Origin of the sequence: Streptomyces sp. NPDC048612, from assembly GCF_043199295.1 — a bacterium.
In the GTDB taxonomy this organism is placed as follows: domain Bacteria; phylum Actinomycetota; class Actinomycetes; order Streptomycetales; family Streptomycetaceae; genus Streptomyces.
The window spans coordinates 67,863-90,747 of sequence record NZ_JBICVV010000001.1 but is presented as its reverse complement, the minus strand read 5'-3'; the positions used below and the strand labels follow the sequence as shown (position 1 = coordinate 90,747).

Genomic DNA, 22,885 nt, shown 5'->3' with positions numbered 1-22,885 from the left:
CCCGCTTGTGTCCCCGTGTGGAACCCGGGGCTGATTTCCATGGGGCCGGTGTGGACAATGAGGAACGAACGTGCGAACACGGTAGGGGTTCGCAAGCAAGTTCCACTGCCTTCACAAGCAAGTTCCACTGCTTTCAACGGGGGAGATCACGTGCGGAAGATCATGGCCATAGCGCTCGCCACCGTCGCGTGCAGCGCCTCGCTGACCCTGGCCACCGCCTCGGACGCGGCCGCCGCCGGCCAGGGGCCGCAGTGCGTCAGAGTGCAGAAGTACTTCAGCAAGGGCCATCAGCGCTATGTCCGCCTGAAGAACCTGTGCACACAGCGGACCTCGTGCTTCACCATCGTCGTTCCGCACCGCCCCGACCCGCACGGCCGCCTCCCCAAGGGCGTGACCAAGAACGTGAAGTACGGCACCACCGCGGCGCCGCGGGCGCTGTATGTGAAGAACGTTTCCTGCTGAGCCGCCGCACCTCCGGGCGCCGGGCACGGCGGCCGGAGGTCAGGCGCGTACCGCGACGCCGTCCAGCACCATCGAGAGGTACTGGCGGGCGATCTCCTCGGGGCTGTGCTGCCCGCCCGGCCGGTACCAGCTCGCCGCCACCCAGACGGTGTCGCGGACGAAGCGGTAGGTGAGCCGGATGTCGAGGTCCGTGCGGAACACCCCGTCGGCCACACCGCGTTCCAGGGTGCCCAGCCACGCCGTCTTGAACTTCTGCTGGGAGTCGGCGAGATAGCCGAAGCGCGGCTGTGCGGCGAGGTGCTTGGACTCCTTCTGGTAGATGGCGACGGCGGCGCGGTGCCGGTCGATCTCCCGGAAGGACTCGGTGACCAGCGCCTCGATGGTCTCCCTGGGGCCGAGGCCGGCGGCGAGTACGGCGTCATAGCCGTCCCACAGCTCGGTCAGGAAGCTGGACAAGATCTCGTCCAGCATCGATTCCTTCGAGTCGAAGTGGTAGTAGAGGCTGCCCGCGAGCATGCCGGCTTCGTCCGCGATGCGGCGGACGGTGGTGGCGTTGTAGCCGTGCGCGGCGAATACCTCCGCCGCGATGGTGAGCAGTTCGCGGCGACGCTCGGGCGAAGCGCCGGCGGTCGTCGTCTTCTTCTTGGCGGCTGGCACCCGGCCATTGTCACCCTCCACGCCACCCCGCCCGTCGTCCACCCGTCGCTCGCTTTTCTCCCGCCCGTCGCCCAGCTCGCCGCTCCCGGTACCTCCTCACACCCACGACGAGTATTTCACTGGTAAAACACCTGCTAACCTTCTTCTCATGGGGAAGCATGTCGAGCCGTCCGGGAAGAGTGCGGGCGGCGTTCCGGGGAGCGCGGCGCGGGTCCGGCCCCTGCCGGTCCGGAGCGCCGTGCGGCTGCGGCGCCCCCTCGACATCTGGCACAAACCGGCGCTCAGCGCGGTGGCGGCCCTGGCGATCCCCGACCTCACGCTGTACGCGCTGGGGCGGCTGGACCTGATCCTGTACACCTCGGCCGGGGCGATGTGCGCCCTGTACGCGCACGGGCTGCCGTACGCCGCCCGCGCCCGCACCCTGCTCTGGGTCGTGCTCGGCATGGTCGCGAGCCTCGGTGTCGCGCTGACCGCCGCCTCGCTGATCACCTCGACCGCCCTGCTCGTCGTGGGCGCCTCGCTGGTCGCCGCGGTCCACAAGGTGGTCTGTGACGCGACGCGCATCGGCCCGCCGGGCAACGTCATCCTGACCTTCATCACCGCGTCGGCGTTCTTCGTGCCGCAGCACCTCGGGCAGGTGCCCCCGCACCTGGCTCTCGCGCTCGGCGCCGGAGGGCTCGCCTGGCTGGTCTGTATGGCTCCGGCACTGCTGCGGCCGCAGGGGCCGGAGCGGATCGCGGTCGCCCGTGCGCTGGAGGCGGCCGCGGGGCTGCTGCGTAAGGAAGCGGACGCCGGCGGCGGGGAGCCGGCCGGGGCGGCGCACGCCCGTCATGCCGCCGCGGCCACGGTGAACGCCGCCTGGCACACGCTGTTCCTGGTCCCGGTCGCCACCCCGGCCAAGGCCGCGGCGCGGTCCGGGCTCGAACGGCTGCTGGTGCGCGCCGAGTCGGCGTTGGGGGGTACGGAGGACGCCGACGAGGTGGGCGCGGGGGCCGGACCGCACGAGGTCCGGTTCCCCGGGGCCGAGGCCGGCCGGCTGGGAAGCTGGGCGCGTGAACTGCGCGGCGGGCGGGCGGTGCCCGAGGTCGCGGTGTCCGCGGCGCGGGCCGGGGAGTTGGCGGGTGCCGTCGCGCAGACGCCGGGGCGGCGGCCCGCGCCCGGTCAGCCACGTGGGGTGCGGGCGGTGCTGGCCCGGCTCGCGCCCGGGTCGCCGCTGCTGCCCATCGGTGTGCGGGTCGCCACCGGGTGTGTGCTGGCGGGCTGGGCGTCGATGGCCGTCGGAGTGGGGCACCCGTACTGGGCCGTGGTGACCGCGGCCTCCATCTACCAGGCCAACACCACGCTCTCCTGGCAGCGGGCGCTGCAGCGCACCCTGGGCAATCTGCTCGGGCTGCTCCTCTACACCGCACTGCTGCCGCTGATACACGGCGGACCGCTCGCGATGATCGCGATCGTGCTGGCCTGCCAGTTCGGCGCGGAGGCCGGTATCACCCGCAACTACTGGCTCGGTTCGGTGTGTGTCACCCCGATGGCGCTGCTGTTGACCCAGTTCGGCAGTCAGGTGCCGGCGGGGACGCTGATCGCCGACCGCTGGACCGACACCCTGGTAGGGGCGGTCGTGGGCCTGGTCTGCTGCGTCCTGGTCACCAACCGGCGTGCCGCGAACCGTATCGAGGCCGCCCTGGGGCGGGTCGCGGCCGCGGAGGCCGACGCGGTCCGGCTGCTCACGGCGGGGCCCACGGCCGGCGCCGACGAGGCCCGGGAAGCCGGCTGGGCCCGTGACCGGCTGGCGGGAGGTCTGCTGGAACTCCGGGAGGCGGTGGAGGTCGCAGCCGGTGAGTGGTGGCAGCCGGCCCTGCCTCAGGAGCGGATCGCCCACGCCGAACAGCGGGGCCACCGGGCGCTGGCCGGTCTCGTCCGGCGGCTCTCGGCGCCGGCACTCGCCGCCTGACCCGTGCGCCCGCCCGGCGCCGTACGCAGGCACAATTGACGGCGTACGGCATGGCCGAGAGGAGAGTGCGGGTGACCGAGGACATCGTCGCGGGGGTGCTGCGCCAGTGGCAGCAGGTGCACCCCGGGCTGGACACCGGCCCGATGGCGGTGATCGGACGGCTCAACCGCTGTTCCGCGCTGCTGCAGCAGGCGGCCGACGCGCCCCTGAGGACGGCCGGACTCACCCGCCCCGAGTTCGACATCCTCGGCACCTTGCGCCGGATGGACCGCGAGCTGACCCCCGGACGGGTGGCCCGCGAGACCTTCGCCTCCGGTGCCGCGGTCACCAAGCGGGTGCGTCAGCTGGAGGAACGGGGACTGATCGTCCGCCGCCCCGACGAACGCGACCGCCGCGTCAGCCACCTCTCACTGTCCGACGAGGGACGCGACACCATCGACCGGCTGTTGCCCGAACAGCTCCGGTACGAGGCGTCGCTGCTCGACGGCATCGGCGCTGAGCGGCAGGAGGAACTCTCCACGGCGCTGGGCGAGTTGCTGGTGGTTCTGGAGGGGCGGCTCGGCAGCCTGCTGGAGTGAGGCGGCGGCCCGACGGGAGTGGCCCGCAGGCAGGAGCGGCGGACACCCGTCGGGAGTGCCCCGGGGCAGGAGCGGCGGGCGCGAGCAGGAGCGGCGGGCCCGCCTCGTCCGGCCGGCCAGCCGGCCCGAGACCCCGTACGTCCCCGCGCAAGGCCCCGCCTCCCGCCCGCTGTCAGGGTTCCAGCCGGGCGATCCGGCCCCGTTCGCCCGCGGCCCAGCAGCCCAGGTCGGGGGCGCAGTCGACGGTGTCGTACGAACCGTCGTCGAAGGTGCGCCAGGTACGGCCGCCGTCGAGGGTCAGATCGCTGCCGGACGGGCCGACCGCGAGGGCGAGGTGGCGGGAGTGCGGGAGCCAGACGGCGCCGGAACGGTACGCCTTCGGGGGTGCGGTGGCCGGCGTCCAGCCGGCGCCGGCGTCGTGGCTGACCGCGGCGGCACGGGGTGAGGGCTGGTCGGGGCGGTAGTCGCCGCCGACCGCGAGGGCGTGGGCGCGGTCGCGGACGGCGAGCGCGAAGACGCCGCGCGCCGGGTCGCCCGCGGGGACCGGGGTGTCGCTGACCGACCAGGTGCGCCCGCGGTCGGCGGTGTGCAGGACGCGGGCGGTGGCCGCGCCGCCGGTGGCGATCCAGGCGTCCCGGCTGCCGGAGGAGACCAGGCACTGGCCACTGGCGGCGAAGGCGGCCTCGCCCTGCTGGGCGGGCGGCATGCCGTCCGACGGCAGCACCCGCCATCGGCGGCCGCCGTCCGCGGTGGACAGGATGCGGTACCTGCCGTCCACGGGGTCGCTGAGCGCGATGCCGTGCCGTCGGTCGAAGAAGGTCAGGCAGTCGTAGAAGGCACGGGAGTCGGGGTTGCGGAAGCTCTCGGTCCAGGTGGCGCCCGCGTCGTCGGTACGGAAGACGCGGGAGGCCGCGCCCTCCCCGATCGCGAGGACGACGGCGCGGCGGGCGCCGAACGCCTCGATGTCGCGGAACTCCAGTTCCCCGGCGCCGGGTGGGGAGATATCGCTCCAGTGCTTGCCGCCGTCGCGGGTGCGCAGCACGGTGCCGGCGGTGCCCGCGGCCCAGGCGGTCGTACGGCTGACCGCCGCCAGACCGCGGAAGCGGGCGGTGCTGCCGCTGTCCTTGAGCCGCCAGCCGGCGTGCGGGGTGGTGAGTGCGGCCGCCGACAGCGGAGCCCGGGGCGGGGCGGACGGCCTCGCGTGGGGCGCCGCGTAGGACGACGTGGCGGGAGCGGTGGAGGGGGCCGCGGCGGCGGGGCCGGCAGCCATCATGGCGAGGGCCGCGGCACCGGCCGTGAGGGCCGCCCGGCGTCCGGCGCTGCCAGTTCGCGGCCTCCCGCCCGTCCCCCGGTCCGACCCCGTACACAACAAACGCCCCATGCGCTGCATTTCGCCCCACCCCGCTCCGGTTGTGGGCTGGAAGCTAGCCCAGCCCGACCGCGCCGTCCAGACCGCCGCCCCTCGCCGCCGGGCCCCTCGCCCGTCACTGCCCGCACCCTCTGATGAGCCCTCGGTGGCGACGGCGGTGCGGCCGTCACGGCCTCATACGCCTGACGGGCGGTCACTTCGGGGCTCCGAGCGCCGAACCTGCGCTCCGGAGCCCCAGCAAAGAGGGCATATGCGTACATTCAAAGGCCCGTGACGCAGGTCACGTAGGAATCCAATGCACCTGGCGCGATGGCCCGTGCGTCTTACTGGTCGAAGCCTCAATGAACCGCACCGCATGCAAGGGAGCCGGCGATGTCCAGCGTCATCGAACAAGCCGTTCAGGCCCGTCTCATCGCGACCGTTCCCCGGTCGCAGGTGATTCCGGCGAGCCTGCGTTACGACCGCACCGACCCGTTCGCGGTGCGGCTGGTCTTTCCGCCGGCCGCGTCGCTGGACGGGGCGGAGGTGACCTGGACGTTCGGGCGCGAGCTGCTGGAGGAGGGGCTCCGCGAGCCCGCCGGTGCGGGGGACGTACAGATCTGGCCGTACGACGCCGACGCCGTGGTGGTGGAGTTCCACGCGGCGGGCGGCATGGCGGTGGTGCAGTTCGAGACGCGGGAACTGAGGACCTTTCTGACGCGGTCGTACGAGCTCGTCGCGCAGGGCGACGAGGCGCGGCACCTGGACGTCGAGGCCGATCTCGCGGCTCTGCTGCGCGAGGCCTGAGCCACCCCCGTCAGCGCCGGAACCGCCCGGCCCCCGTCACCCGGCTCCGCCCCCGCCCCGGACCTCCGCCGCGCACCTCACCCGGCGCCCACCGACCCCGCACCGGCCTGCACCGCGCCCCCCTCCCCCGCACCCGCCGGCCGCTCCGCGCCGAAGAGGTGCGCCAGGTGCAGATCCAGCAGCCGTAGTGCGGTCTCGGGGCTGTGCACGTCCAGCAGGACATAGGTGGCGAGCCCGTCGGCCACGCCGATCAGCAGCATCGCCTCGTCCTCGGTGGCGCGCTCCGGCGGCAGTTCGCCGCGGTCCGCGGCCCGCCGCAGCTGGTCGGCGAAGAAGGCGCGGAGCTGGGGGATACCGTTCCTGGCCTCACCGCGCAGCGCCTCGTCATGGACGGCGCGGGCGTAGTACGCGGCGCCGACCAGCAGCCCGACACGGCTTCTGTCGTCCAGCGGCAGCATGCCCGACAGGCAGGCCCGCAGTACCTCACGGGGTGTCGGCTCCCCGGCCAGCGCCTCGATGCGTTCCCTGATCCGCTCCCCGGCGAGCCGGTTGATGTGCCGGAGGGCGAAGAGCAGCATCTCGTCCCTGGTGCGGAAGTAGTGCTGCAACCGGCCGAGCGAGATGCCGGCCTCCGCGGCGACATCGCGCAGGCTCACCCCGTCCAGACCACGGGTGCCGGCGATCCGCCACAGCGCCTCGGAGATCTCCTGGCGCCGGGCTTCGTGGTCCACCTTCTTGGGCACGGATGACCTCCCTCATGCGGGGCGCGGTTTCTCGCGCGCGGGGTCGGCTTCGCGACCCCGGCCCGCTTTTACAAGTCGCTTGTACCGTTATAACGTACCGCTACTCAATACACTTGACTTGGAAACCGGTGCCCCTCATGCCCGAGCACGCCGCCCCGCTGCTGCGACCACCCCGCCACCGTGTCGACCCCCGGGCCCGCCGCTGGTGGACGCTGCAGGCACTGCTGACGCTCAGCGGACCGATGCTGCTCACCGCGCTCACCCTGGCGGTGCTGTCCCTGCTCTTCTTCCCGGGTGCGCTGCCGTGGCTGGGCCCGCTGCTGCTGGTCGTGCTGGTGCTGCCGGCCCTCGGCTATCTGCTGGTGATGCCGCGGTGGCGGTACGCGGTGCACGCCTGGGAGCTGGGCGGCCGGGCGGTCTACGCGGCGGGCGGCTGGTTCTGGCAGAAGCGGCGGATCGCGCCGCTCAGCCGGGTGCAGACCGTGGACACCGTGCGCGGCCCGCTCCAGCGGCGGTACGGGCTGGCCACGGTGACCGTCACCACCGCCTCGACCGCGGGCGACATCAAGATCGCCGGACTGTCCGACGCGGACGCCGAGGAGCTGTCCCGGCGGATCGGTGAGGCCGCCCAGGACGTGCCGGGTGATGCCGCATGAGCACACCACGGGAACCCGGTACGCCCGGTATACGCCCCGACGCCTCCGCCCGCCCCGGGCTCGGCACCGCATCCGGCGCCCCCTGGGAGGAGACGCCGTGGCGGCGGCTCGATCCGCGCACCCTGCTGGTGCACTGCGGCTGGATGGCGGCGCCCCTCGGTTCGCTGGCGCTGACGGCGCTGGCCACCGGGGGCCGGATCACCACCCGGGCCTGGATCACGCTCGCCGCCATCGCCGCCTCGTTCGCGGTCGTCACCACGATCGGCCTGATCCGGTGGGCCCGTACGGAGTTCCGGATCACCACGGCCTCACATCGGGACGGACCGGGCGGCGGCTCCCCCACCCTCGACGTGCGCAGCGGCCTGCTGACCCGGCGGCTGCGCAGCGTGCCGCTGCACCGCATCCGCACCGTCGACCTGACCGCGACACCGGTGCACCGGCTGCTGGGCGTCACCGTGCTGCGGGCGGGTACGGCGGGCTCGGGTGACGGTGGCAGCGAGCTGTCGCTGGAGGCGCTCGCTGCCCCCGAGGCGGAGCAGCTGCGGACCGAGCTGCTCGCATACGCCGACGCCGAGGCGGTCGCGAACGACCCGGTGGTGGCCCGTATCAGCTGGCGCTGGCTGCGCTATGCGCCGCTGACCTTCTGGGTCATCGGCGGGGTGTTCGTGGTGGCCGGAGGGATCTACCGGGTGCTGGACGGCATCGGCATCGAGCCCTGGAAACTCGGCATCGTCCAGCGGGCGTTCACCGAGTTCGGCGCCAGTGCGCTCTGGCTGACGATCCCGGCGGCGCTGCTCGCCGTCCTCGCCCTCGGCTCGGTCGGTGCCGTCGTGATGTACGTCGAGAACTGGTGGAACTACTGCCTGGAGTGGACCGACGCACGCACCCTGCGGGTGCGCCGCGGGCTGCTCACCACCCGTGCGGTCACCATCGAACGGGCCCGGCTGCGCGGGGTGGTGCTGCGGGAGCCGCTGCTGCTGCGGGCCGGCGGCGGCGCGCTGGTGCGCGCGGTGGCCGGCGGGCTGGGCGACCGCGAGGAGAACCGCAAGCGCAGTGGGCTGCTGCCGCCTGCGCCGCGCGCCGAGGCGCTGCGGGTGGCGGGCGGCGCCCTGCGCTCGCCCTTCCCGGGAAGCACCGCACCGGCGGCACTGACACCGCACCCCCGGATCGCGCTGCGCCGGCGCCGGGTGCGCGGTCTGCTGTTCGCGGTCCTTCCGGGCACCGCCGTGCTCGCCGGTCTCGGCCTGGCGTTCACTCCCGTCCTGCTGCACTGCGCCTGGATCTACGCGGTGCTCACCACGGCGATGACCCTGTGGCTGGCCCGGGACGCGTACCGCAATCTGGGACACGGGGTGCACGGACCGTATCTGGTCGCCCGCTCGGGCACCTTCAGCCGTGACACCGTCGCCCTGCAGCGCGAGGCCATCGCGGCCTGGACGTTCTCGACCTCGCCGTTCACCCGCCGGGCCGGTCTCGTCACACTCACCGCCGCGGTCGCGGCGGGCGAGGACGGCTACCGCATCCCGGACCTCCCGGCGGCCGCGGCCGCCGCGTTCGCCACGGAGGCGGCGCCGGGAATCCTGGACGAGTTCCTGGTGCACCCGGGGGCCGAGCACCTTCCGGGGCAGCGGGCGCGGTAGCGGCTGCTCACGGGAACGCGCGGTGCCTGCCGGGCCGTTGGGGCGCGGGCCCGGGGCGCCGCCCAGGGCCGTCGGCGCCGTCGGCGGCCGTCGCGTACGGCAGCGGGCGCACACGGCGGCGACGCGCCAACGCAACTCCCGGGCGGCCGCCGGGCACGCGCCCGAGCCGGACCCGCAGCCGTACTACCTGCACGGCACGAGGCCGGCACCGCCGAAACGTGAGACACCTCACACCCGCGTCACGTGCACGACGGGGCCGGGCGCCGCGTCTAACTGGACGAGCCTTTGCCCATGTCCCGATAGCCGTGAGGGAGCAGCGCGATGAATCCCGTCATCGACCAAGCCGTCCAGGTCCGCCTCATCGCCACCGGCCCCGGCCCGCACCCGGTCCCCGCGGTGCTGCAGTACCAGCCCGCCGATCCGCTGGCCGTGCGGATGTCCTTCCCGCCGGAGATCTCGCTGAACGGCTCGGCGGTGGACTGGGCCTTCGCCCGCGAACTGCTCGACGAGGGCCTGCGGGTGCCGGCCGGGCGGGGCGATGTGCGGGTGCGGCCGTCCGGCCCGGACCGCACGGTGATGGAGTTCCACGCGGACGAGGGCGTCGCCATGGTCCAGTTGAGGACCGCGGATGTACGGCGGTTCCTCGCCCGCTCCTACGAGGCGGTGCCCGCGGGCGCCGAGTCGGCCCACCTCGGCATGGAGCGCGACCTCGCGGAGCTGTTCGGCGCGGCGTGAGAGACAGCGGGGCGCCGGTACCCCGGAACATGCTTGAGGGCGGCCCGGCGGCCGCCCTCACCTGATATCTGCGCCCGGCGGGCCGCCGAAGCCCCGGACGGAGCACCGGGACTTCGCGGACAGCACACCTAGCGCTTCGGGAACCCGAACCCGTAGCCCTGCTGCTTCATCCACGGCAGCAGGCGGTCCAGCGCGTCGACGGTCCGGGAACGGTCGCCGCCGCCGTCGTGGAACAGGACCGTCGGGCCGTTGGGGAGTTCGCGGCGTACCGTGGAGTCGATCATCTCGACGCCGCCGCCCTCGAAGTCCTTGCTGTCGACGTTCCAGCCCAGCGGTCGCATGCCGTGCTCCGCGGCCAGCTTCCGGCTGTAGGGCGTGAAGGCGCCGCCGGGGGCGCGGTAGTACTCGACCTGGGCGCCGCCCGCCGCGTCCTCGATCATCTTCTGGGCGTCGAGTATCTGCTGCGACTGGTAGCTCTCCGGCTGGTGATCCATACCGGTGTTGTGGCTGGTGGTGTGGTCGCAGAGCTTGTGCCCGGCGGCCACCACCTGCTTGACCAGGTCGGGGTGCGCCTTGGCCTGCGGGCCGATCATGCAGAAGACTGCCTTGACGTTCTGCCGCTTCAGCACCTCAAGCACCTTCGGCGTCCAGACCGGGTCGGGGCCGTCGTCGATGGTGATGTTCAGGCTGCGGCCCGGACGGTCCGAGGAGTGCACGATGGAGGAGTCGACGACCCGGGGAGCCTTCTTCGGCGGCTTGGCGGCGTCCGCCGCGCTGGAGTCCGAGCCGGCTCCGGAGAAGATGAGCGCCCCCGCGGCCGCGAGTGCCACGACAGCCGCCGCGGTCACTCCGATGATGCCGCTCTCTTTACCGAAGCCCCGTGCCATTCCCGTTCCCGTCCCTCGTACCGTGTCCTTGTGCGTTCCGCGGGGCGGTGGGTGCTGTGCACGCACCGCCCTGCACCAGGACAGATGCGTCAGGGACCGGACAGGCTGCTCCTGTTACCGATCCATCACGAAACTTATTGATACTGGACCCCATGCCACGTGTACTTCTGATCGAGGACGACGCCGCCGTACGGGACGGAGTGACCCTCGCGCTCCGGCGGCGCGGCCATGAAGTGGCCGCCGCGGCCAGCGGTGAGGAAGGCCTCGACGTCCTGCCGGGCTTCCGCCCGGACATCGTGCTGCTGGACCTGATGCTCCCCGGCAAGGACGGCTTCGAGGTCTGCCGGCTGATCCGCGCCGACCGGCAGCTCCCGATCATCATGCTCACCGCGCGTGGCGACGATCTCGATGTGGTGCTCGGCCTGGAGGCCGGCGCCGACGACTACATCGTCAAGCCCGCCCGTGGCGAGGTCCTCGAAGCGCGCATCCGTGCGGTGCTGCGCCGGACCGCGCTGCCGGCCGACGGCACCCCGGCCGCCGCCGAGCCGGGCCCGGCCCCGGTCGAGACCTACGGTGAACTGGCCATAGACCGCGCCGGGCTGGTCGTCGGCAAGGGCGGCCAGGACCTGGCGCTGGCCCCCTCGGAGATGAAACTGCTGCTGTTCCTGTCCGCCACCCCGGGGCAGGTCTTCAGCCGCCAGCAGCTGCTGGAGCAGGTCTGGGAGCACAGCTACCACGGCGACGCGCGGCTGGTGGACGCCTGTGTGATGCGGCTGCGGACGAAGATAGAGGACACCCCGCGCAGTCCCCGTTACGTGCAGACCGTGCGCGGCTTCGGCTACCGCTTCGGGCCCCTGTGAAGCGCCCCCGCCGCTGGGCGGACCTCCCCCGTCTCCGGCGCGGGAACGCCCAGCTGCTGCGTGGGCTGCGGGCCCGGCTCGTCGTGGGGTTCCTGGTGGTCGCCGCGGTCAGTGCGCTGACCACCGCGCTGCTCACCTACCAGGAGGCCCGGAACGCGATCCTCCAGCGCTCCCAGGACATCGCCGTCAACGATCTCCGGGCCCAGGTCAACTCGCTGGCACCGGAGCTGCCGGTGCCGCCGTCGCAGGCCGATCTGGACTCCTTCCGGGTCCAGCTGGAGCGCTCCGGCAAGTCCCGGGACTGGGACATCTCGGTGCACTACCGGGGTGTCCGCGACAGCGGTGACGGGAGTCTGCGCGGCGATGTCGAGATCCCGGCCGGCCTCAAGGAGTCGGTCGAGAAGCGCCATGTGCCGGTCTTCCAGCGCGTGGACCGGGGCGGGGACCCCTGGCTGCTGATCGGGATGCCGGTACGGCAGTCCGACGGCGAGGCCTCCGCGCTGTCGGTGTACGCCCAGCTCCCGCTGTACGCCGAGGAGTCCAATGTCGAGGCGCTGGTGAGCGCCGCACAGCGGGGCGCGCTGCCGGTGCTGGTGCTGACCGTGATCCCGGCGCTGCTCGCCGCGCGCGGGGTGCTCCGGCCCGTACGCGGGCTGCGGCAGGCCGCCGGGCGGATCGCCGAGGGCAAGCTGGACACCCGCCTGGAGGTCAAGGGCGGCGACGAACTCGCCGACCTGTCCCGGACGTTCAACGACATGGCGGCCCGGCTGGAGGAGAGCATGGCCGAGCTGCGCCGGCTGGAGTCCAACGCCCGCCGGTTCGCGGCCGATGTCTCGCACGAGCTGCGGACCCCGCTCGCGGCGATGACCGCGGTCACCGACGTGCTCGACGAGGACGCCGACTCCCTCGACCCCGACACCGCCTCCGCGGTCCGGCTGATCAGCCAGGAGACCGGGAAGCTGGCGCGGATGGTGGAGGATCTGATGGAGGTCTCGCGGTTCGACGCGGGGGCCGCGGCGCTCCATCTCGACGAGGTGGACGTCGCCGAGACCATCCGCAAGACCCTCCAGGCCAGGGCCTGGCAGAAGCGGGTGACGGCGGAGCTGCCGGCCGGCGTACGGGCCCGGCTCGATCCACGGCGGCTCGACGTGGTGGTCGCCAACCTGGTCGGCAACGCCCTGCACCACGGCGGTGAGCCGGTCCGGGTGCGGCTGCACGCCCCCGAGCCGGACGCGGAGCGGCTGCTGATCGAGATCTCCGACAGCGGGCCCGGTATCGACCCTGAGGTCCTGCCGCATGTCTTCGAGCGCTTCTACAAGGCGGACTCCGCCCGCGCCCGTTCGGAGGGCAGCGGCCTGGGGCTGGCCATCGCGATGGAGAACGTACGGCTGCACGGCGGCGTCATGCGCGCCGCCAACTCCCCCGAGGGCGGTGCGGTGTTCACGGTGGACCTGCCGCTGGGCCACGGCGGGGCGAACGACACGGCGGCCGAAGGGTCGGCGGACGCACCGGACGGCCCGTGGGAGACCGGACAGACTCCGGACGACGACCGGGACGACGCACACCCCGAGGCCGCAGAGCCCGGAAAGGAGAGCCACGTATGAGCGTCAGCGACGCCCGGAACACCCCGCGCGCGGCACGGGCCCGGCGGCTCTTCCTGGGAGGCGCCGTCACCGGGGCACTGGCCTGCGCCCTGTCCGGGGCACTGGCCGGCTGCGGGATCGCCCCCACCGATGTCATCGACGCCGGGGAGCCGGCGACCGGCGTGCGGTCCCCGGGCCAGCCCGAGGCCGATGTCCAGCTGTTCTTCTACGGTCCTTCCGGGCTGCGCTCCGCGACCCGGCCGGCGAAGACCCCGGTCGACCCGGAACAGGCCCTGGAGCTGCTCATGAAGGGCCCCAACCACGCGGAGCGGATGCGCGGCCTGACCAGTGTCCTGCCGAAGTCCCTCGGTGTGCCGAGCGCCGAGACCCGCGAGGGCGCCGTGGTGATCACCCTGCCGCTGGTCGCCGCGGAGCTGGACTCCGGGTCGCTGAACCAGCTGGTGTGCACCGCGGCCAATGCCCGGGTACCGGGGAACCGGCCGTCCGAGGAGATCACCGTGACGCTGGTCAGCAAGACCGACCGGATCGGCCCCATGGTGTGCGGCGGCAACAACGCCTTTCCCGTCGTCGAGCCGAGCCCGACCGGCACCGCATCCGCCACCGGCGGCGGGACCGGCGGCTCCGGTCCGGAGCCAGGCCCGACGGGCTGAACCGCCGCGGACCGCCCGTCACGAACCGCTCGCCGCGCCCCGGCTCCGCGTTACCGTGAAGGCGGGTGCGGTCCTGCCCGCACACCGTCCGGAGAAGCGGCCGACCGGCCCCGAACCTCGGGAGACGTACGCGATGACCGAGCGCAAACCCCCCGGTGTCACCTTCGAGACCTGGGTCGACCGGCAGATCCGCGAGGCGACCGAGCGCGGCGACTTCGCCGGCCTCAAGGGCGCCGGCAAGCCGCTCCCCCACCTCGACCAGCCGTATGACGAGATGTGGTGGATCAAGGACAAGATGCACCGGGAGCACCTCTCCTACCTGCCGCCCTCCCTCGCCCTGCGCAAGGAGGCGGAGGAGGCCCAGGAGGCCGCGGCCGCCGCTCCCACCGAGGCGGCGCTGCGCCGCATCCTGACGGCGGTCAACGAGCGCATCAGCGCAGCGCTGCGCACCCCGCTGGAAGGCCCTCCGCTGAACCTCGTCCCGTTCGACCTCGACGCGGCCGCCCGTGAATGGCGTGCGCGGCACGGGAGTTGAACGAGGGCGTCCCGTCCGGCCGGCGGCCCTGCCCCGCGGTCACGGCCCGGCGGGGCCCAGCCGTACCCGCAGGAACCGCGGCCGGTACAGGTCCACATCGCCGTTGAGCCGGGAGTCGGCCGGGACGCCGGGCGGGCCGAGCCAGTTGATGTCGTAGCTGAGCACGAGCGAGCCGTCCGCGGTGAGTCCGGGGTGTGCCTGCGGGTTGTAGGCGGCGACGTACTGCGGGTCGGGGGCCGGCGGGCGGGGCGGGGTGAGCCGGCCGTTCGGCCCGTGCCAGGGGCCGCGCGGTGAGCAGGACCAGTAGCTGGTGAGGGACCGCACGCCGGCCGCGCCGCCGCCCCCGGTGTCCATGGTGATCAGCACCCAGGCGGGGCCGTCGCGGACGACGGTGAAGGCGCTGCCCACGCCGCGCCGGCCGCCGTCCCGCAGCACCGGCGCGGCCCGCCCGGCCCGCCGCTGCCAGTGGGCCCCGTCCCAGAACCGCCAGCTTCCGCGGTCCCCGAGCCGCCCGGCCGGGACCCGTGCGAGATAGGCGCGGGAGGCCGGTGACGCCGGCGGGTCGTCGCTGCCGAAGACATAGGTCCAGTCGCCGTCGCGGACCGCCGCCACGCCGTAGAGGACCCGCCGGGCCGGGTCCGCCGAGGTCGGGCCCACGGTCCGGGTGATGCCCTCCAGGCGCAGGCCGGGGAGCGAGAGCGTGGCGACCTCGGTGCCGTGCGGCACGCCGAAGATCCACGGTCCGGTGCCGGGGGTGCGGTTCCACAGCAGGACCCGGACCACCTTCTCGGCCGATCCCGGGCCGCGGGGCTCCACGCTCGCGCGGACCGGCCAGCGCCAGCCGCCGCCGGGCGGGTCGGGGAAGAACGGTCCGGGCGCGGCCGCGGTGCCGCCGGTCAGGGTGCGTTCCAGGCGGCCCGAACGGGACATCACCACGGCGGAGTTGTGCCGCAGATAGGGGGTGCCGCCGGTGTCGGCGGTGCGCCAACGGCGGTTCTCCCCGTGCGGGTTGGGCGGCCTCTGCACGCGGTCGAGGAAGGTGTCGGAGAAGAGCCACAGCGTCCGGCCGTCGGGGAGCCGCACCGAGTGGGTGCCGTCGCCGCCGGTCCAGTCATCCGTCCGGGTGTTGTCATTGCCGTATCGGGCGAATTCGGCGGTATGCCGGGAATCGGCGGCCCAGGAGGCGATCCGGCGTCCGGTGCAGTCCGCCGCGCGACCGGGTCCCGCGGACCACGGCAGCGCCCACAGGAACACGGCGACGGCCAGGAGGAGCGTGGCGGCGGTCACGGTGCGGGTCATCGGCGCCTTGGGCATCGCGCTCCTCGGTCGGGTGCCGCGCCCACCGTACTGAACCTGCGCCGACGCCCCCGGCCGACGCGTCCCGTGGCCCCCGTGGGGACTCCTCGTGATACGGGCGACCCGCCCCACCTGCCCCATCCGGCCCGTGGATATCAACATTTCTGCCTGGTCAACGAGTGCAAGGTCACAGCTGGAGCCCCTGCTCCAGCTAACGGTCGTTCGCTTAGCCTGCTGGCATGACCGCCGAGTCCCCCGAACTCCCCCTGGCCGCAGCCTTCCCGGATGCCGACCGCGCACAGTGGCAGCGTCTCGTCGAAGGCGTGCTGCGCAAATCGGGCGCCGCAGAAGCAACGGGCGACGCCGCCGAGGACGCGCTGGCCACCGACCTCCAGGACGGCATCCGCGTCCGCCCGCTCTATACCGCCGAGGACGGCACGGCCGCCCTGGGCCATCCGGGCTTCCCCCCGTTCGTACGGGCCGGGCGGCCCGAGGGCACCACCGTCGCCGGGTGGGACGTACGCCAGCGCCATGTCCACACCGATCCCGAGCGCGCCAACGAGTCGGTCCTGGCCGACCTGGAGAACGGCGTCACCTCGGTCTGGCTGACCGTCGGCGACGGCGGGGTGCCGGTGACCGGTCTGGAGTGGGCGCTGCAGGGGGTCTATCTGGACCTGGCCGCGGTGGTGCTGGACGCGGGCGCCGATTTCGCGGCGGCCGCCGAGGAGTTGCTGCGGCTGTACACCGCGTCCGGAGCGCCGCTGCGCGAGGCGGCGGGCTGCCTGGGCGCCGACCCGCTCGGGCTGCTGGCCCGTACGGGTGACGACGCGAAGCTGCGCGTCCAGCTGGAGTCGGCCGCCCGGATGGCCGCACGCTGCACCGCCGACGCACCCGGTGTGCGGGCCCTGGCCGTCGACGCGCTGCCGTACCACGAGGCGGGCGGCTCGGCCGCCGAGGAGCTGGGCACCTCGCTCGCCACCGGCGTCGCCTATCTGCGGCAGCTGACCGAGTCCGGTCTCGGCATCGACGACGCCTGCCGGCAGCTGGAGTTCCGCTACGCCGCCACCGCCGACCAGTTCCTGACGATCGCCAAGCTGCGCGCGGCCCGCCGGCTGTGGGCGCGGGTCGCCGAGGTGTGCGGAGCCTCCCCCGAGGCGTCGGCGCAGCGTCAGCACGCCGTCACCTCCACGGTGATGATGACCCGTCGGGACCCGTGGGTGAACATGCTGCGCACCACGGTCGCCGGGCTGTCCGCGGGAGTGGGCGGCGCCGACGCGGTGACCGTGCTGCCGTTCGACGCCGCGCTGGGCCTGCCGGACGCGTTCGCCCGCCGGATCGCCCGGAACACCCAGTCCGTGCTGCTGGAGGAGTCGCACCTGTCGAAGGTGATCGACCCGGCGGGCGGCTCCTGGTACGTGGAGAGCCTCACCGACGAGCTGGCCCGGGCCGCCTGGGCGTGGTTCCAGGAGATCGAGGGGGCGGGCGGCCAGGCCGCGGCACTGCGCTCCGGGATGATCGCCGGCCGGCTGGCCGGCACCTGGGAGCGCCGGACCGCCGACCTCGCCCACCGGCGCGAGCCGGTCACCGGGGTCAGTGAGTTCCCGCACCTCGCCGAGCCGCCGGTGCACCGCGAGCCGGCGCCCGCGCCGATCGGCGGAGGGCTGCCGCGGGTGCGCAGGGACGACGCGTTCGAGCGGCTGCGGGCGCGCTCCGACGCCCATCTGGCGGCGCACGGCGCCCGCCCGAAGGTCTTCCTCGCCGCGCTGGGGCCGGTCGCCACGCACACCGCGCGGGTGGCCTTCGCCGCCAACCTGTTCCAGGCGGGCGGCATCGAGACGGTCACCGAGCCCGCCCCGGTCGATGCCGAGTCGGCCGCCGAGGCCTTCGCCCGCAGCGGCGCGGGGATCGCCTGTCTGTGCGCGAGCGACACGGTGTACGGCGAGCAGGCGGCGGCGGTGGCGGCCGCGCTGACGTCGGCGGGGGCGCTGCGGGTGCACCTGGCCGGCAAGCCGGGCGAGCGGCGGGACGAATTCGCAGCGGCCGGTGTGGACTCCTTCGTCCACACGGGCTGCGACGCGGTCGAGGTGCTGTCCTCGGCCCTGGATGTCATGGAGGTGGCGTGATGAACGACACGACACAACAAGCGGGCGCCATCCCGGACTTCAGCACGGTCGAGCTGGGCGCCCCGGTCACGGCGGACGCCGCCGGTGACACCGGGGAGTGGGCCGCGGCCGTCCAGCAGGCCACCGGCAAGGGCGTGGCGGACCTGACGTGGGAGACCCCGGAGGGCATCGACGTCAAGCCGCTCTACACGGAGGCGGACCTCGACGGTCTGGACTTCCTGGGGACCTACCCGGGCATCACGCCGTATCTGCGCGGCCCGTACCCGACGATGTACGTCAACCAGCCCTGGACGATCCGGCAGTACGCCGGCTTCTCCACCGCCGAGGAGTCCAACGCCTTCTACCGCCGCAACCTCGCGGCCGGCCAGAAGGGCCTGTCGGTCGCCTTCGACCTGCCCACCCACCGCGGCTACGACAGCGACCACCCGCGGGTGACCGGCGATGTCGGCATGGCGGGCGTCGCGATCGACTCGATCTACGACATGCGGCAGCTCTTCGAGGGCATCCCGCTGGACAAGATGACGGTGTCGATGACGATGAACGGCGCGGTTCTGCCCGTTCTCGCCCTCTACATCGTGGCCGCCGAGGAGCAGGGCGTACCGCCCGAGAAGCTGGCCGGGACCATCCAGAACGACATCCTCAAGGAGTTCATGGTCCGCAACACCTACATCTATCCGCCGCAGCCCTCGATGCGGATCATCTCCGACATCTTCGCGTACACCTCGCAGAAGATGCCGCGCTACAACTCCATCTCGATCTCCGGCTACCACATCCAGGAAGCGGGCGCGACGGCCGACCTGGAGCTGGCCTACACCCTCGCCGACGGGGTGGAGTACCTGCGCGCGGGCATCGAGGCGGGCATGGACGTGGACTCCTTCGCCCCGCGCCTGTCGTTCTTCTGGGCGATCGGCATGAACTTCTTCATGGAGATCGCCAAGCTGCGCGCGGCCCGGCTGCTGTGGGCGCGCCTGGTGCAGCGCTTCGATCCGAAGAACCCCAAGTCCCTGTCGCTACGCACCCATTCGCAGACCTCGGGCTGGTCGCTGACCGCGCAGGACGTGTTCAACAACGTCACCCGCACCTGTGTGGAGGCGATGGCCGCCACCCAGGGCCACACCCAGTCGCTGCACACCAACGCCCTCGACGAGGCGCTGGCGCTGCCCACCGACTTCTCCGCCCGGATCGCCCGCAACACCCAGCTGTTCCTGCAGCAGGAGTCGGGCACCTGCCGGGTCATCGACCCGTGGGGCGGCAGCGCGTACATCGAGAAGCTCACCCACGACCTGGCGCAGCGGGCCTGGCAGCACATCGAGGAGGTCGAGGCGGCCGGCGGGATGGCCAAGGCCATCGACGCGGGCATCCCCAAGCTGCGGGTGGAGGAGGCCGCGGCCCGCACCCAGGCGCGGATCGACTCGGGGCGGCAGGCGCTGATCGGCGTCAACAAGTACCGGGTGGAGACCGACGAGGAGATCGAGGTCCTCAAGGTCGACAACTCCTCGGTGCGCGCCCAGCAGATCGAGAAGCTCAAGCGGCTGCGCGCCGAGCGCGACGAGGACGCCTGCCAGGCGGCGCTGCGGGCGCTCACCGCGGCGGCCGAGGCCGGTCCCGGCGAGGGGCTGGAGGGCAATCTGCTGGCACTGGCGGTGGACGCGGCCCGCGCGATGGCGACGGTCGGTGAGATCTCCGACGCACTGGAGACGGTCTACGGACGGCACTCCGGCCAGATCCGTACGATCTCCGGTGTGTACCGAGACGAAGCGGGCCCCTCCTCCGGCGTCGAGCGCACCCGGGACCTGGTGGCCGAGTTCGAGCGTGCCGAGGGCCGCCGGCCGCGCATCCTGGTGGCCAAGATGGGCCAGGACGGCCATGACCGCGGCCAGAAGGTGATCGCCACGGCCTTCGCCGACCTGGGCTTCGACGTCGATGTCGGCCCGCTGTTCCAGACGCCGGCCGAGGTCGCCCGCCAGGCCGTGGAGGCGGACGTCCACATCGTCGGGGTGTCCTCGCTGGCGGCCGGGCACCTCACCCTGGTGCCCGCGCTGAAGGAAGCGCTCGCCGCCGAGGACCGTGAGGACATCACGATCGTGGTGGGCGGGGTGATCCCGCCGCAGGACGTGCAGCCGCTGCGGGACATGGGCGCCGCCGCGGTCTTCCTGCCCGGCACGGTCATTCCCGAGGCCGCCCACGATCTGGTGCGGGAACTGGCGTCGGCCCTCGGCCACGAGCTCTGAGCGGGGGGCCATGCCTGCGACGATCGATGTCGAACGGTACGCCGAGGGGGTCCGGGCGGGTTCCCGCGCCTGGATCGCCCGCGCCGTCACCCTGGTCGAGTCCACCCGCCCGGACCACCGGGCGGCGGCCCAGCGGCTGCTGGTCGAACTGCTGCCGCACTCCGGCGCGGCCCGCAGAGTCGGCATCAGCGGGGTGCCGGGTGTCGGCAAGTCGACCTTCATCGACGCGCTCGGCACGCTGCTGACCGGGATGGGGCACCGGGTGGCGGTGCTCGCCGTCGACCCGTCCTCCAGCCGTACCGGCGGCTCCATCCTGGGCGACAAGACCCGGATGGAGCGGCTGGCGACCGACCCGGCCGCGTTCGTCCGGCCCTCCCCGACGTCCGGCACGCTGGGCGGGGTGGCGCGGGCCACCCGGGAGTCCATCGTGGTGATGGAGGCGGCCGGCTATGACGTGATCCTGGTGGAGACGGTCGGGGTGGGCCAGTCCGAGACCACCGTCGCCAACATGGTCGACACCTTTCTGCTGCTCACCCTGGCGCGCACCGGCGACCAGCTCCAGGGCATCAAGAAGGGCGTGCTGGAGCTGGCGGACCTGGTCTCCGTCAACAAGGCCGACGGTCCGCACGAGCGCGACGCCCGCTCCGCGGCCCGCGAACTCTCCGGTGCGCTACGGCTGTTGCAGCCTCCGGACGCCGCCTGGACGCCGCCCGTGCTGACCTGCAGCGCCCGCGAGGGCACGGGTCTGAAGGGCGTCTGGGAGCGGGTCGAGCAGCATCGCACGCTGCTGGAGTCGACCGGCGCGCTGGCCGAGCGGCGCCGGGTCCAGCAGGTCGACTGGACCTGGTCGATGGTGCGCGAGCGGCTGATCGACCGCCTCCAGGAACACCCCGAGGTGCGCCGGGTCGGCCCCGAGGTCGAACGTGCGGTGCGCGCGGGCGAGATCACCGCGACGCTGGCCGCCGAACACCTGCTGACGGCGTTCGGCCTGGCGGAGAACGGCCCGGCGGCGGAGTAGGCGGACCTCCCGAGGGCGCTCCTTCCGGATACGCCTCGCCGCGCAGGCGGGCGTCCGCAAGGAGCACCCTCAGGGGGTGTCCGCACCCCGCTGTGCCTCCATGCGCAGTCGTCTGTCCCGTCTGCCGGTCACCACACGGAGCGGGATCAGCACCGCCCACCACAGCTTCGCGCCCGTCGGTGAGACGAAGGCGAGCGGTACGGCGGTGACGAAGACCAGCACCGTCCCCGCCAGGTCGAGGACGTCGTTGCGCACGATGCGGTCGGGCAGCGCCTCGCTCGCCAGCCACGGCCGTTTCCACAGCACCAGCGTCAGCGCGAGCTGCACCGCCCCCATGACCGCGACGGCGCCGGAGTAGATGGACACCGCCTGCGGCAGGTCGCCGTACTCGGCCAGCAGGGTGGTGGGGAAGGGCATCAGGGCGACCAGCCCCAGGCCGAGCAGCACCAGCCTGATGACCGCCCCGTCCACCTCGCGTACGCATTGGAAGAGCTGGTAGTGGCCGCGCCAGAACGCCGCGATGACCAGCAGGCTGAGCGCGTACGCCCACACTTTGGGCATCACGTCCCGCAGCGCCTGCGCGAATCCGGCGGAGTCCAGCCCGCCGGGCAGCGCGATGTCCAGCGCCAGCAGCGTCATCGCGATGGCGAACACGCCGTCGGACAACGCGAGGAGCCGGTCCGCGCTCCCCTCGTCGTCCCGTAGCTTCTGGAGCTTCCGGCCACCGTTCATCACCCCACTTTAGGATCACTCGCCCCGGAATATTCCGATTGATCCCTTGGAGATATCGAGCCGCCTCACTCCCCCGGTCAGCTCCGGACGGGCCACGGCTCGCTCTCGGCGGCCGCGACGGCGCGTCGCTCCCGTTCGGCGAAGTATGCGAGGGCCAGGTCCCGGCTGCGACGGCGACCCCGCCGTGGTCGAGTCCGGCCGCATCGGCCAACTCCCGTCGGGCGTCATTGAGTTCGTCCAGTACCTGCTCGCTTCGGGCAGACCTCAGCCGCGCACCGACATCGCCGCCCAGACCGTCTTCCCCGACCGGTCGGGGGGCGTCCAGCCCCAGGATTCACTCAGCGTGTCGACGATCTGCAGGCCGCGCCCGGACTCCGCGAGCTCGCTGCGGGGCCGGATGACCGGCGCGCCGGGGCCGGCGTCCGAGACCGCGCACAGCACGGTGCTCTCCTGCCGGGTCAGCGCGAGCCAGGCGTTGCAGAAGGGTGCGGGCGCCGCGGCGCCCTCCCCGTCCGGGCCGGGCTCCCGGAAGCCGTGGCGCAGGGCGTTGCTGACGAGTTCGGAGACGACCAGCACCGCGTCGTCCGCGAGACCGGCGCACACCTGCCAGCCTTCGAGGGTCGCCCGGGTGAAGCGGCGGGCCTCCGGCACCGTGCGGGCGGAGCTGCTGAGGGCACAGGCGGCGAATCCGTCGGGGGCGGGCAGCCACCCCACGTCCTCACAGGGTTCCTCCCGAAGCGCGTCGTGCACGGTCTCTGCCGGATGTGTGGTCATCACCATCTCCGCGAAGGGGATTTCGGGGTGGGCCGGACTGCCTCGGAGGGCTAATATCCTCGGCAGTCGTCGCCCGGTGCAAGTGCATCTGCAATTACATCGGTAAGGACGGCGCCCCAGGGGCTCGATCACGCCAAGGTGAGCGCGGGCCCGGCATCGGTCGGAGGAATGCCCTCCAGCAAGGGAGCAGTCGTGATGGAGTCGGTGAGCAACGGCATGCAGGCGACCAGCATCGAAGGCGCCGTCTGGCGCAAGAGCCGCCGCAGCAACCCCAGTGGCAACTGCGTTGAACTGGCGGTTCTTTCGGACGGCGGAGTGGCGGTGCGCAACTCCCGGTTCGCCTCCGGTCCGGCACTCGTCTACACCCGCGCCGAGATGGTGGCCTTCGTCCAGGGCGCCAAGGACGGCGACTTCGACGATCTCGTCGGCACGGACTGACGCGGACGCGGCCACGAGTGGCGCATATGTCGACCGGATAGTCTCCCCGGCTGTACGGGGAGTTGGCGCGATGGGACACTGGGCGCTCGCCCGACCACCCAGGGGAGTCAGGATGAGCGAGCGCCGCAGGGGAACCTCCTCGGCCGGAGGCCGGGGGAGA

General features: G+C 73.1%; 22 protein-coding genes. 15 read left to right on the top strand and 7 right to left on the bottom strand.

Features of this window, described 5'->3' with window-relative positions:
* Positions 1-150 precede the first annotated feature (150 nt).
* The gene (locus ACGFN2_RS00270; protein ID WP_362601014.1) at positions 151-462 is read left to right on the top strand and encodes a hypothetical protein; all 312 of its coding nucleotides are present in this window, start codon (positions 151-153) and stop codon (positions 460-462) included.
* Positions 463-501: 39 nt separating this feature from the next.
* Here ACGFN2_RS00270 and ACGFN2_RS00265 read toward each other — a convergent pair whose 3' ends face one another.
* Positions 502-1,119 (bottom strand): TetR/AcrR family transcriptional regulator, encoded by a 618-nt coding sequence (locus tag ACGFN2_RS00265; RefSeq protein ID WP_393356328.1) that lies wholly within the window; start codon positions 1,117-1,119, stop codon positions 502-504.
* Between the two features lie 148 nt (positions 1,120-1,267).
* On the opposite strand from ACGFN2_RS00265, the gene ACGFN2_RS00260 reads away from it, so the two are divergent.
* Together ACGFN2_RS00260 and ACGFN2_RS00255 are read left to right on the top strand one after the other, a co-directional pair.
* Positions 1,268-3,070: an FUSC family protein gene (locus ACGFN2_RS00260; RefSeq protein WP_393356326.1), complete on the top strand. Its 1,803-nt coding sequence runs from the start codon at positions 1,268-1,270 to the stop codon at positions 3,068-3,070.
* A 71-nt stretch (positions 3,071-3,141) separates the two neighbouring features.
* A complete protein-coding gene (locus ACGFN2_RS00255) occupies positions 3,142-3,648 on the top strand; it encodes a MarR family transcriptional regulator (RefSeq protein WP_362601022.1) in 507 nt (168 codons plus the stop codon).
* 172 nt (positions 3,649-3,820) lie between these two features.
* On the opposite strand, the gene ACGFN2_RS00250 is transcribed toward ACGFN2_RS00255, so the two are convergent.
* A complete protein-coding gene (locus tag ACGFN2_RS00250; RefSeq protein WP_393356324.1) occupies positions 3,821-4,918 on the bottom strand; it encodes a WD40/YVTN/BNR-like repeat-containing protein in 1,098 nt (365 codons plus the stop codon).
* Positions 4,919-5,389: 471 nt separating this feature from the next.
* On the opposite strand from ACGFN2_RS00250, the gene ACGFN2_RS00245 reads away from it, so the two are divergent.
* On the top strand, positions 5,390-5,803 hold the full coding sequence (locus ACGFN2_RS00245) for an SsgA family sporulation/cell division regulator (protein ID WP_362601028.1): 414 nt from the start codon (positions 5,390-5,392) through the stop codon (positions 5,801-5,803).
* 77 nt (positions 5,804-5,880) lie between these two features.
* Here the strand turns inward: ACGFN2_RS00245 and ACGFN2_RS00240 are convergent, their stop codons facing one another.
* Positions 5,881-6,546 (bottom strand): TetR/AcrR family transcriptional regulator, encoded by a 666-nt coding sequence (locus ACGFN2_RS00240; protein ID WP_362601030.1) that lies wholly within the window; start codon positions 6,544-6,546, stop codon positions 5,881-5,883.
* Between the two features lie 137 nt (positions 6,547-6,683).
* Here ACGFN2_RS00240 and ACGFN2_RS00235 point away from each other — a divergent pair, with 137 nt between their 5' ends.
* The 3 genes from ACGFN2_RS00235 to ACGFN2_RS00225 all read left to right on the top strand — a co-directional run bounded on the left by ACGFN2_RS00235 (position 6,684) and on the right by ACGFN2_RS00225 (position 9,577).
* Complete coding sequence (locus ACGFN2_RS00235; RefSeq protein ID WP_235468003.1) at positions 6,684-7,202, top strand: PH domain-containing protein; 519 nt, start codon at positions 6,684-6,686, stop codon at positions 7,200-7,202.
* The gene (locus ACGFN2_RS00230; RefSeq protein WP_393356321.1) at positions 7,199-8,842 is read left to right on the top strand and encodes a PH domain-containing protein; all 1,644 of its coding nucleotides are present in this window, start codon (positions 7,199-7,201) and stop codon (positions 8,840-8,842) included. The genes ACGFN2_RS00235 and ACGFN2_RS00230 overlap by 4 nt, the downstream gene beginning before the upstream one ends.
* 321 nt (positions 8,843-9,163) lie before the next feature.
* Complete coding sequence (locus ACGFN2_RS00225; protein WP_362601036.1) at positions 9,164-9,577, top strand: SsgA family sporulation/cell division regulator; 414 nt, start codon at positions 9,164-9,166, stop codon at positions 9,575-9,577.
* A 128-nt stretch (positions 9,578-9,705) separates the two neighbouring features.
* Here the strand turns inward: ACGFN2_RS00225 and ACGFN2_RS00220 are convergent, their stop codons facing one another.
* Positions 9,706-10,464, bottom strand: a complete 759-nt coding sequence (locus tag ACGFN2_RS00220; RefSeq protein ID WP_362601039.1) for a polysaccharide deacetylase family protein — start codon at positions 10,462-10,464, stop codon at positions 9,706-9,708.
* 152 nt (positions 10,465-10,616) lie between these two features.
* On the opposite strand from ACGFN2_RS00220, the gene ACGFN2_RS00215 reads away from it, so the two are divergent.
* The 4 genes from ACGFN2_RS00215 to ACGFN2_RS00200 all read left to right on the top strand — a co-directional run bounded on the left by ACGFN2_RS00215 (position 10,617) and on the right by ACGFN2_RS00200 (position 14,113).
* A complete protein-coding gene (locus ACGFN2_RS00215) occupies positions 10,617-11,324 on the top strand; it encodes a response regulator transcription factor (RefSeq protein ID WP_362601041.1) in 708 nt (235 codons plus the stop codon).
* Positions 11,321-12,928 (top strand): HAMP domain-containing sensor histidine kinase, encoded by a 1,608-nt coding sequence (locus ACGFN2_RS00210; protein WP_362601043.1) that lies wholly within the window; start codon positions 11,321-11,323, stop codon positions 12,926-12,928. The genes ACGFN2_RS00215 and ACGFN2_RS00210 overlap by 4 nt, the downstream gene beginning before the upstream one ends.
* On the top strand, positions 12,925-13,578 hold the full coding sequence (locus ACGFN2_RS00205; RefSeq protein ID WP_393356318.1) for a hypothetical protein: 654 nt from the start codon (positions 12,925-12,927) through the stop codon (positions 13,576-13,578). The genes ACGFN2_RS00210 and ACGFN2_RS00205 overlap by 4 nt, the downstream gene beginning before the upstream one ends.
* Before the next feature lie 133 nt (positions 13,579-13,711).
* Positions 13,712-14,113, top strand: a complete 402-nt coding sequence (locus tag ACGFN2_RS00200; RefSeq protein ID WP_393356316.1) for a DUF1992 domain-containing protein — start codon at positions 13,712-13,714, stop codon at positions 14,111-14,113.
* Positions 14,114-14,152: 39 nt separating this feature from the next.
* Here the strand turns inward: ACGFN2_RS00200 and ACGFN2_RS00195 are convergent, their stop codons facing one another.
* Positions 14,153-15,427, bottom strand: coding sequence for a DUF4185 domain-containing protein (locus ACGFN2_RS00195; protein ID WP_393356314.1), 1,275 nt, complete (start codon positions 15,425-15,427; stop codon positions 14,153-14,155).
* A 221-nt stretch (positions 15,428-15,648) separates the two neighbouring features.
* On the opposite strand from ACGFN2_RS00195, the gene ACGFN2_RS00190 reads away from it, so the two are divergent.
* Genes ACGFN2_RS00190 through meaB form a run of 3 tightly spaced genes read left to right on the top strand, consistent with a single transcriptional unit; the run spans position 15,649 to position 20,781 of the window.
* Positions 15,649-17,532 carry a methylmalonyl-CoA mutase family protein gene (locus tag ACGFN2_RS00190; RefSeq protein ID WP_393356312.1) on the top strand — a complete coding sequence of 628 codons (1,884 nt, stop codon included), beginning with the start codon at positions 15,649-15,651 and terminating at the stop codon, positions 17,530-17,532.
* A complete protein-coding gene (gene scpA / locus ACGFN2_RS00185; protein ID WP_393356310.1) occupies positions 17,532-19,763 on the top strand; it encodes a methylmalonyl-CoA mutase in 2,232 nt (743 codons plus the stop codon). The genes ACGFN2_RS00190 and scpA overlap by 1 nt, the downstream gene beginning before the upstream one ends.
* A 10-nt stretch (positions 19,764-19,773) precedes the next feature.
* Positions 19,774-20,781 (top strand): methylmalonyl Co-A mutase-associated GTPase MeaB, encoded by a 1,008-nt coding sequence (meaB, locus tag ACGFN2_RS00180; protein WP_362601059.1) that lies wholly within the window; start codon positions 19,774-19,776, stop codon positions 20,779-20,781.
* A gap of 69 nt (positions 20,782-20,850) precedes the next feature.
* Here meaB and ACGFN2_RS00175 read toward each other — a convergent pair whose 3' ends face one another.
* Together ACGFN2_RS00175 and ACGFN2_RS00170 are read right to left on the bottom strand one after the other, a co-directional pair.
* The gene (locus tag ACGFN2_RS00175; RefSeq protein WP_393356307.1) at positions 20,851-21,513 is read right to left on the bottom strand and encodes a TMEM175 family protein; all 663 of its coding nucleotides are present in this window, start codon (positions 21,511-21,513) and stop codon (positions 20,851-20,853) included.
* A 264-nt stretch (positions 21,514-21,777) separates the two neighbouring features.
* Positions 21,778-22,287, bottom strand: coding sequence for an ATP-binding protein (locus tag ACGFN2_RS00170; RefSeq protein ID WP_393356305.1), 510 nt, complete (start codon positions 22,285-22,287; stop codon positions 21,778-21,780).
* Positions 22,288-22,482: 195 nt separating this feature from the next.
* Between ACGFN2_RS00170 and ACGFN2_RS00165 the strand changes: the two genes are divergently transcribed.
* Positions 22,483-22,725: a DUF397 domain-containing protein gene (locus ACGFN2_RS00165; protein WP_393356303.1), complete on the top strand. Its 243-nt coding sequence runs from the start codon at positions 22,483-22,485 to the stop codon at positions 22,723-22,725.
* The last annotated feature ends 160 nt before the right edge of the window (positions 22,726-22,885 follow it).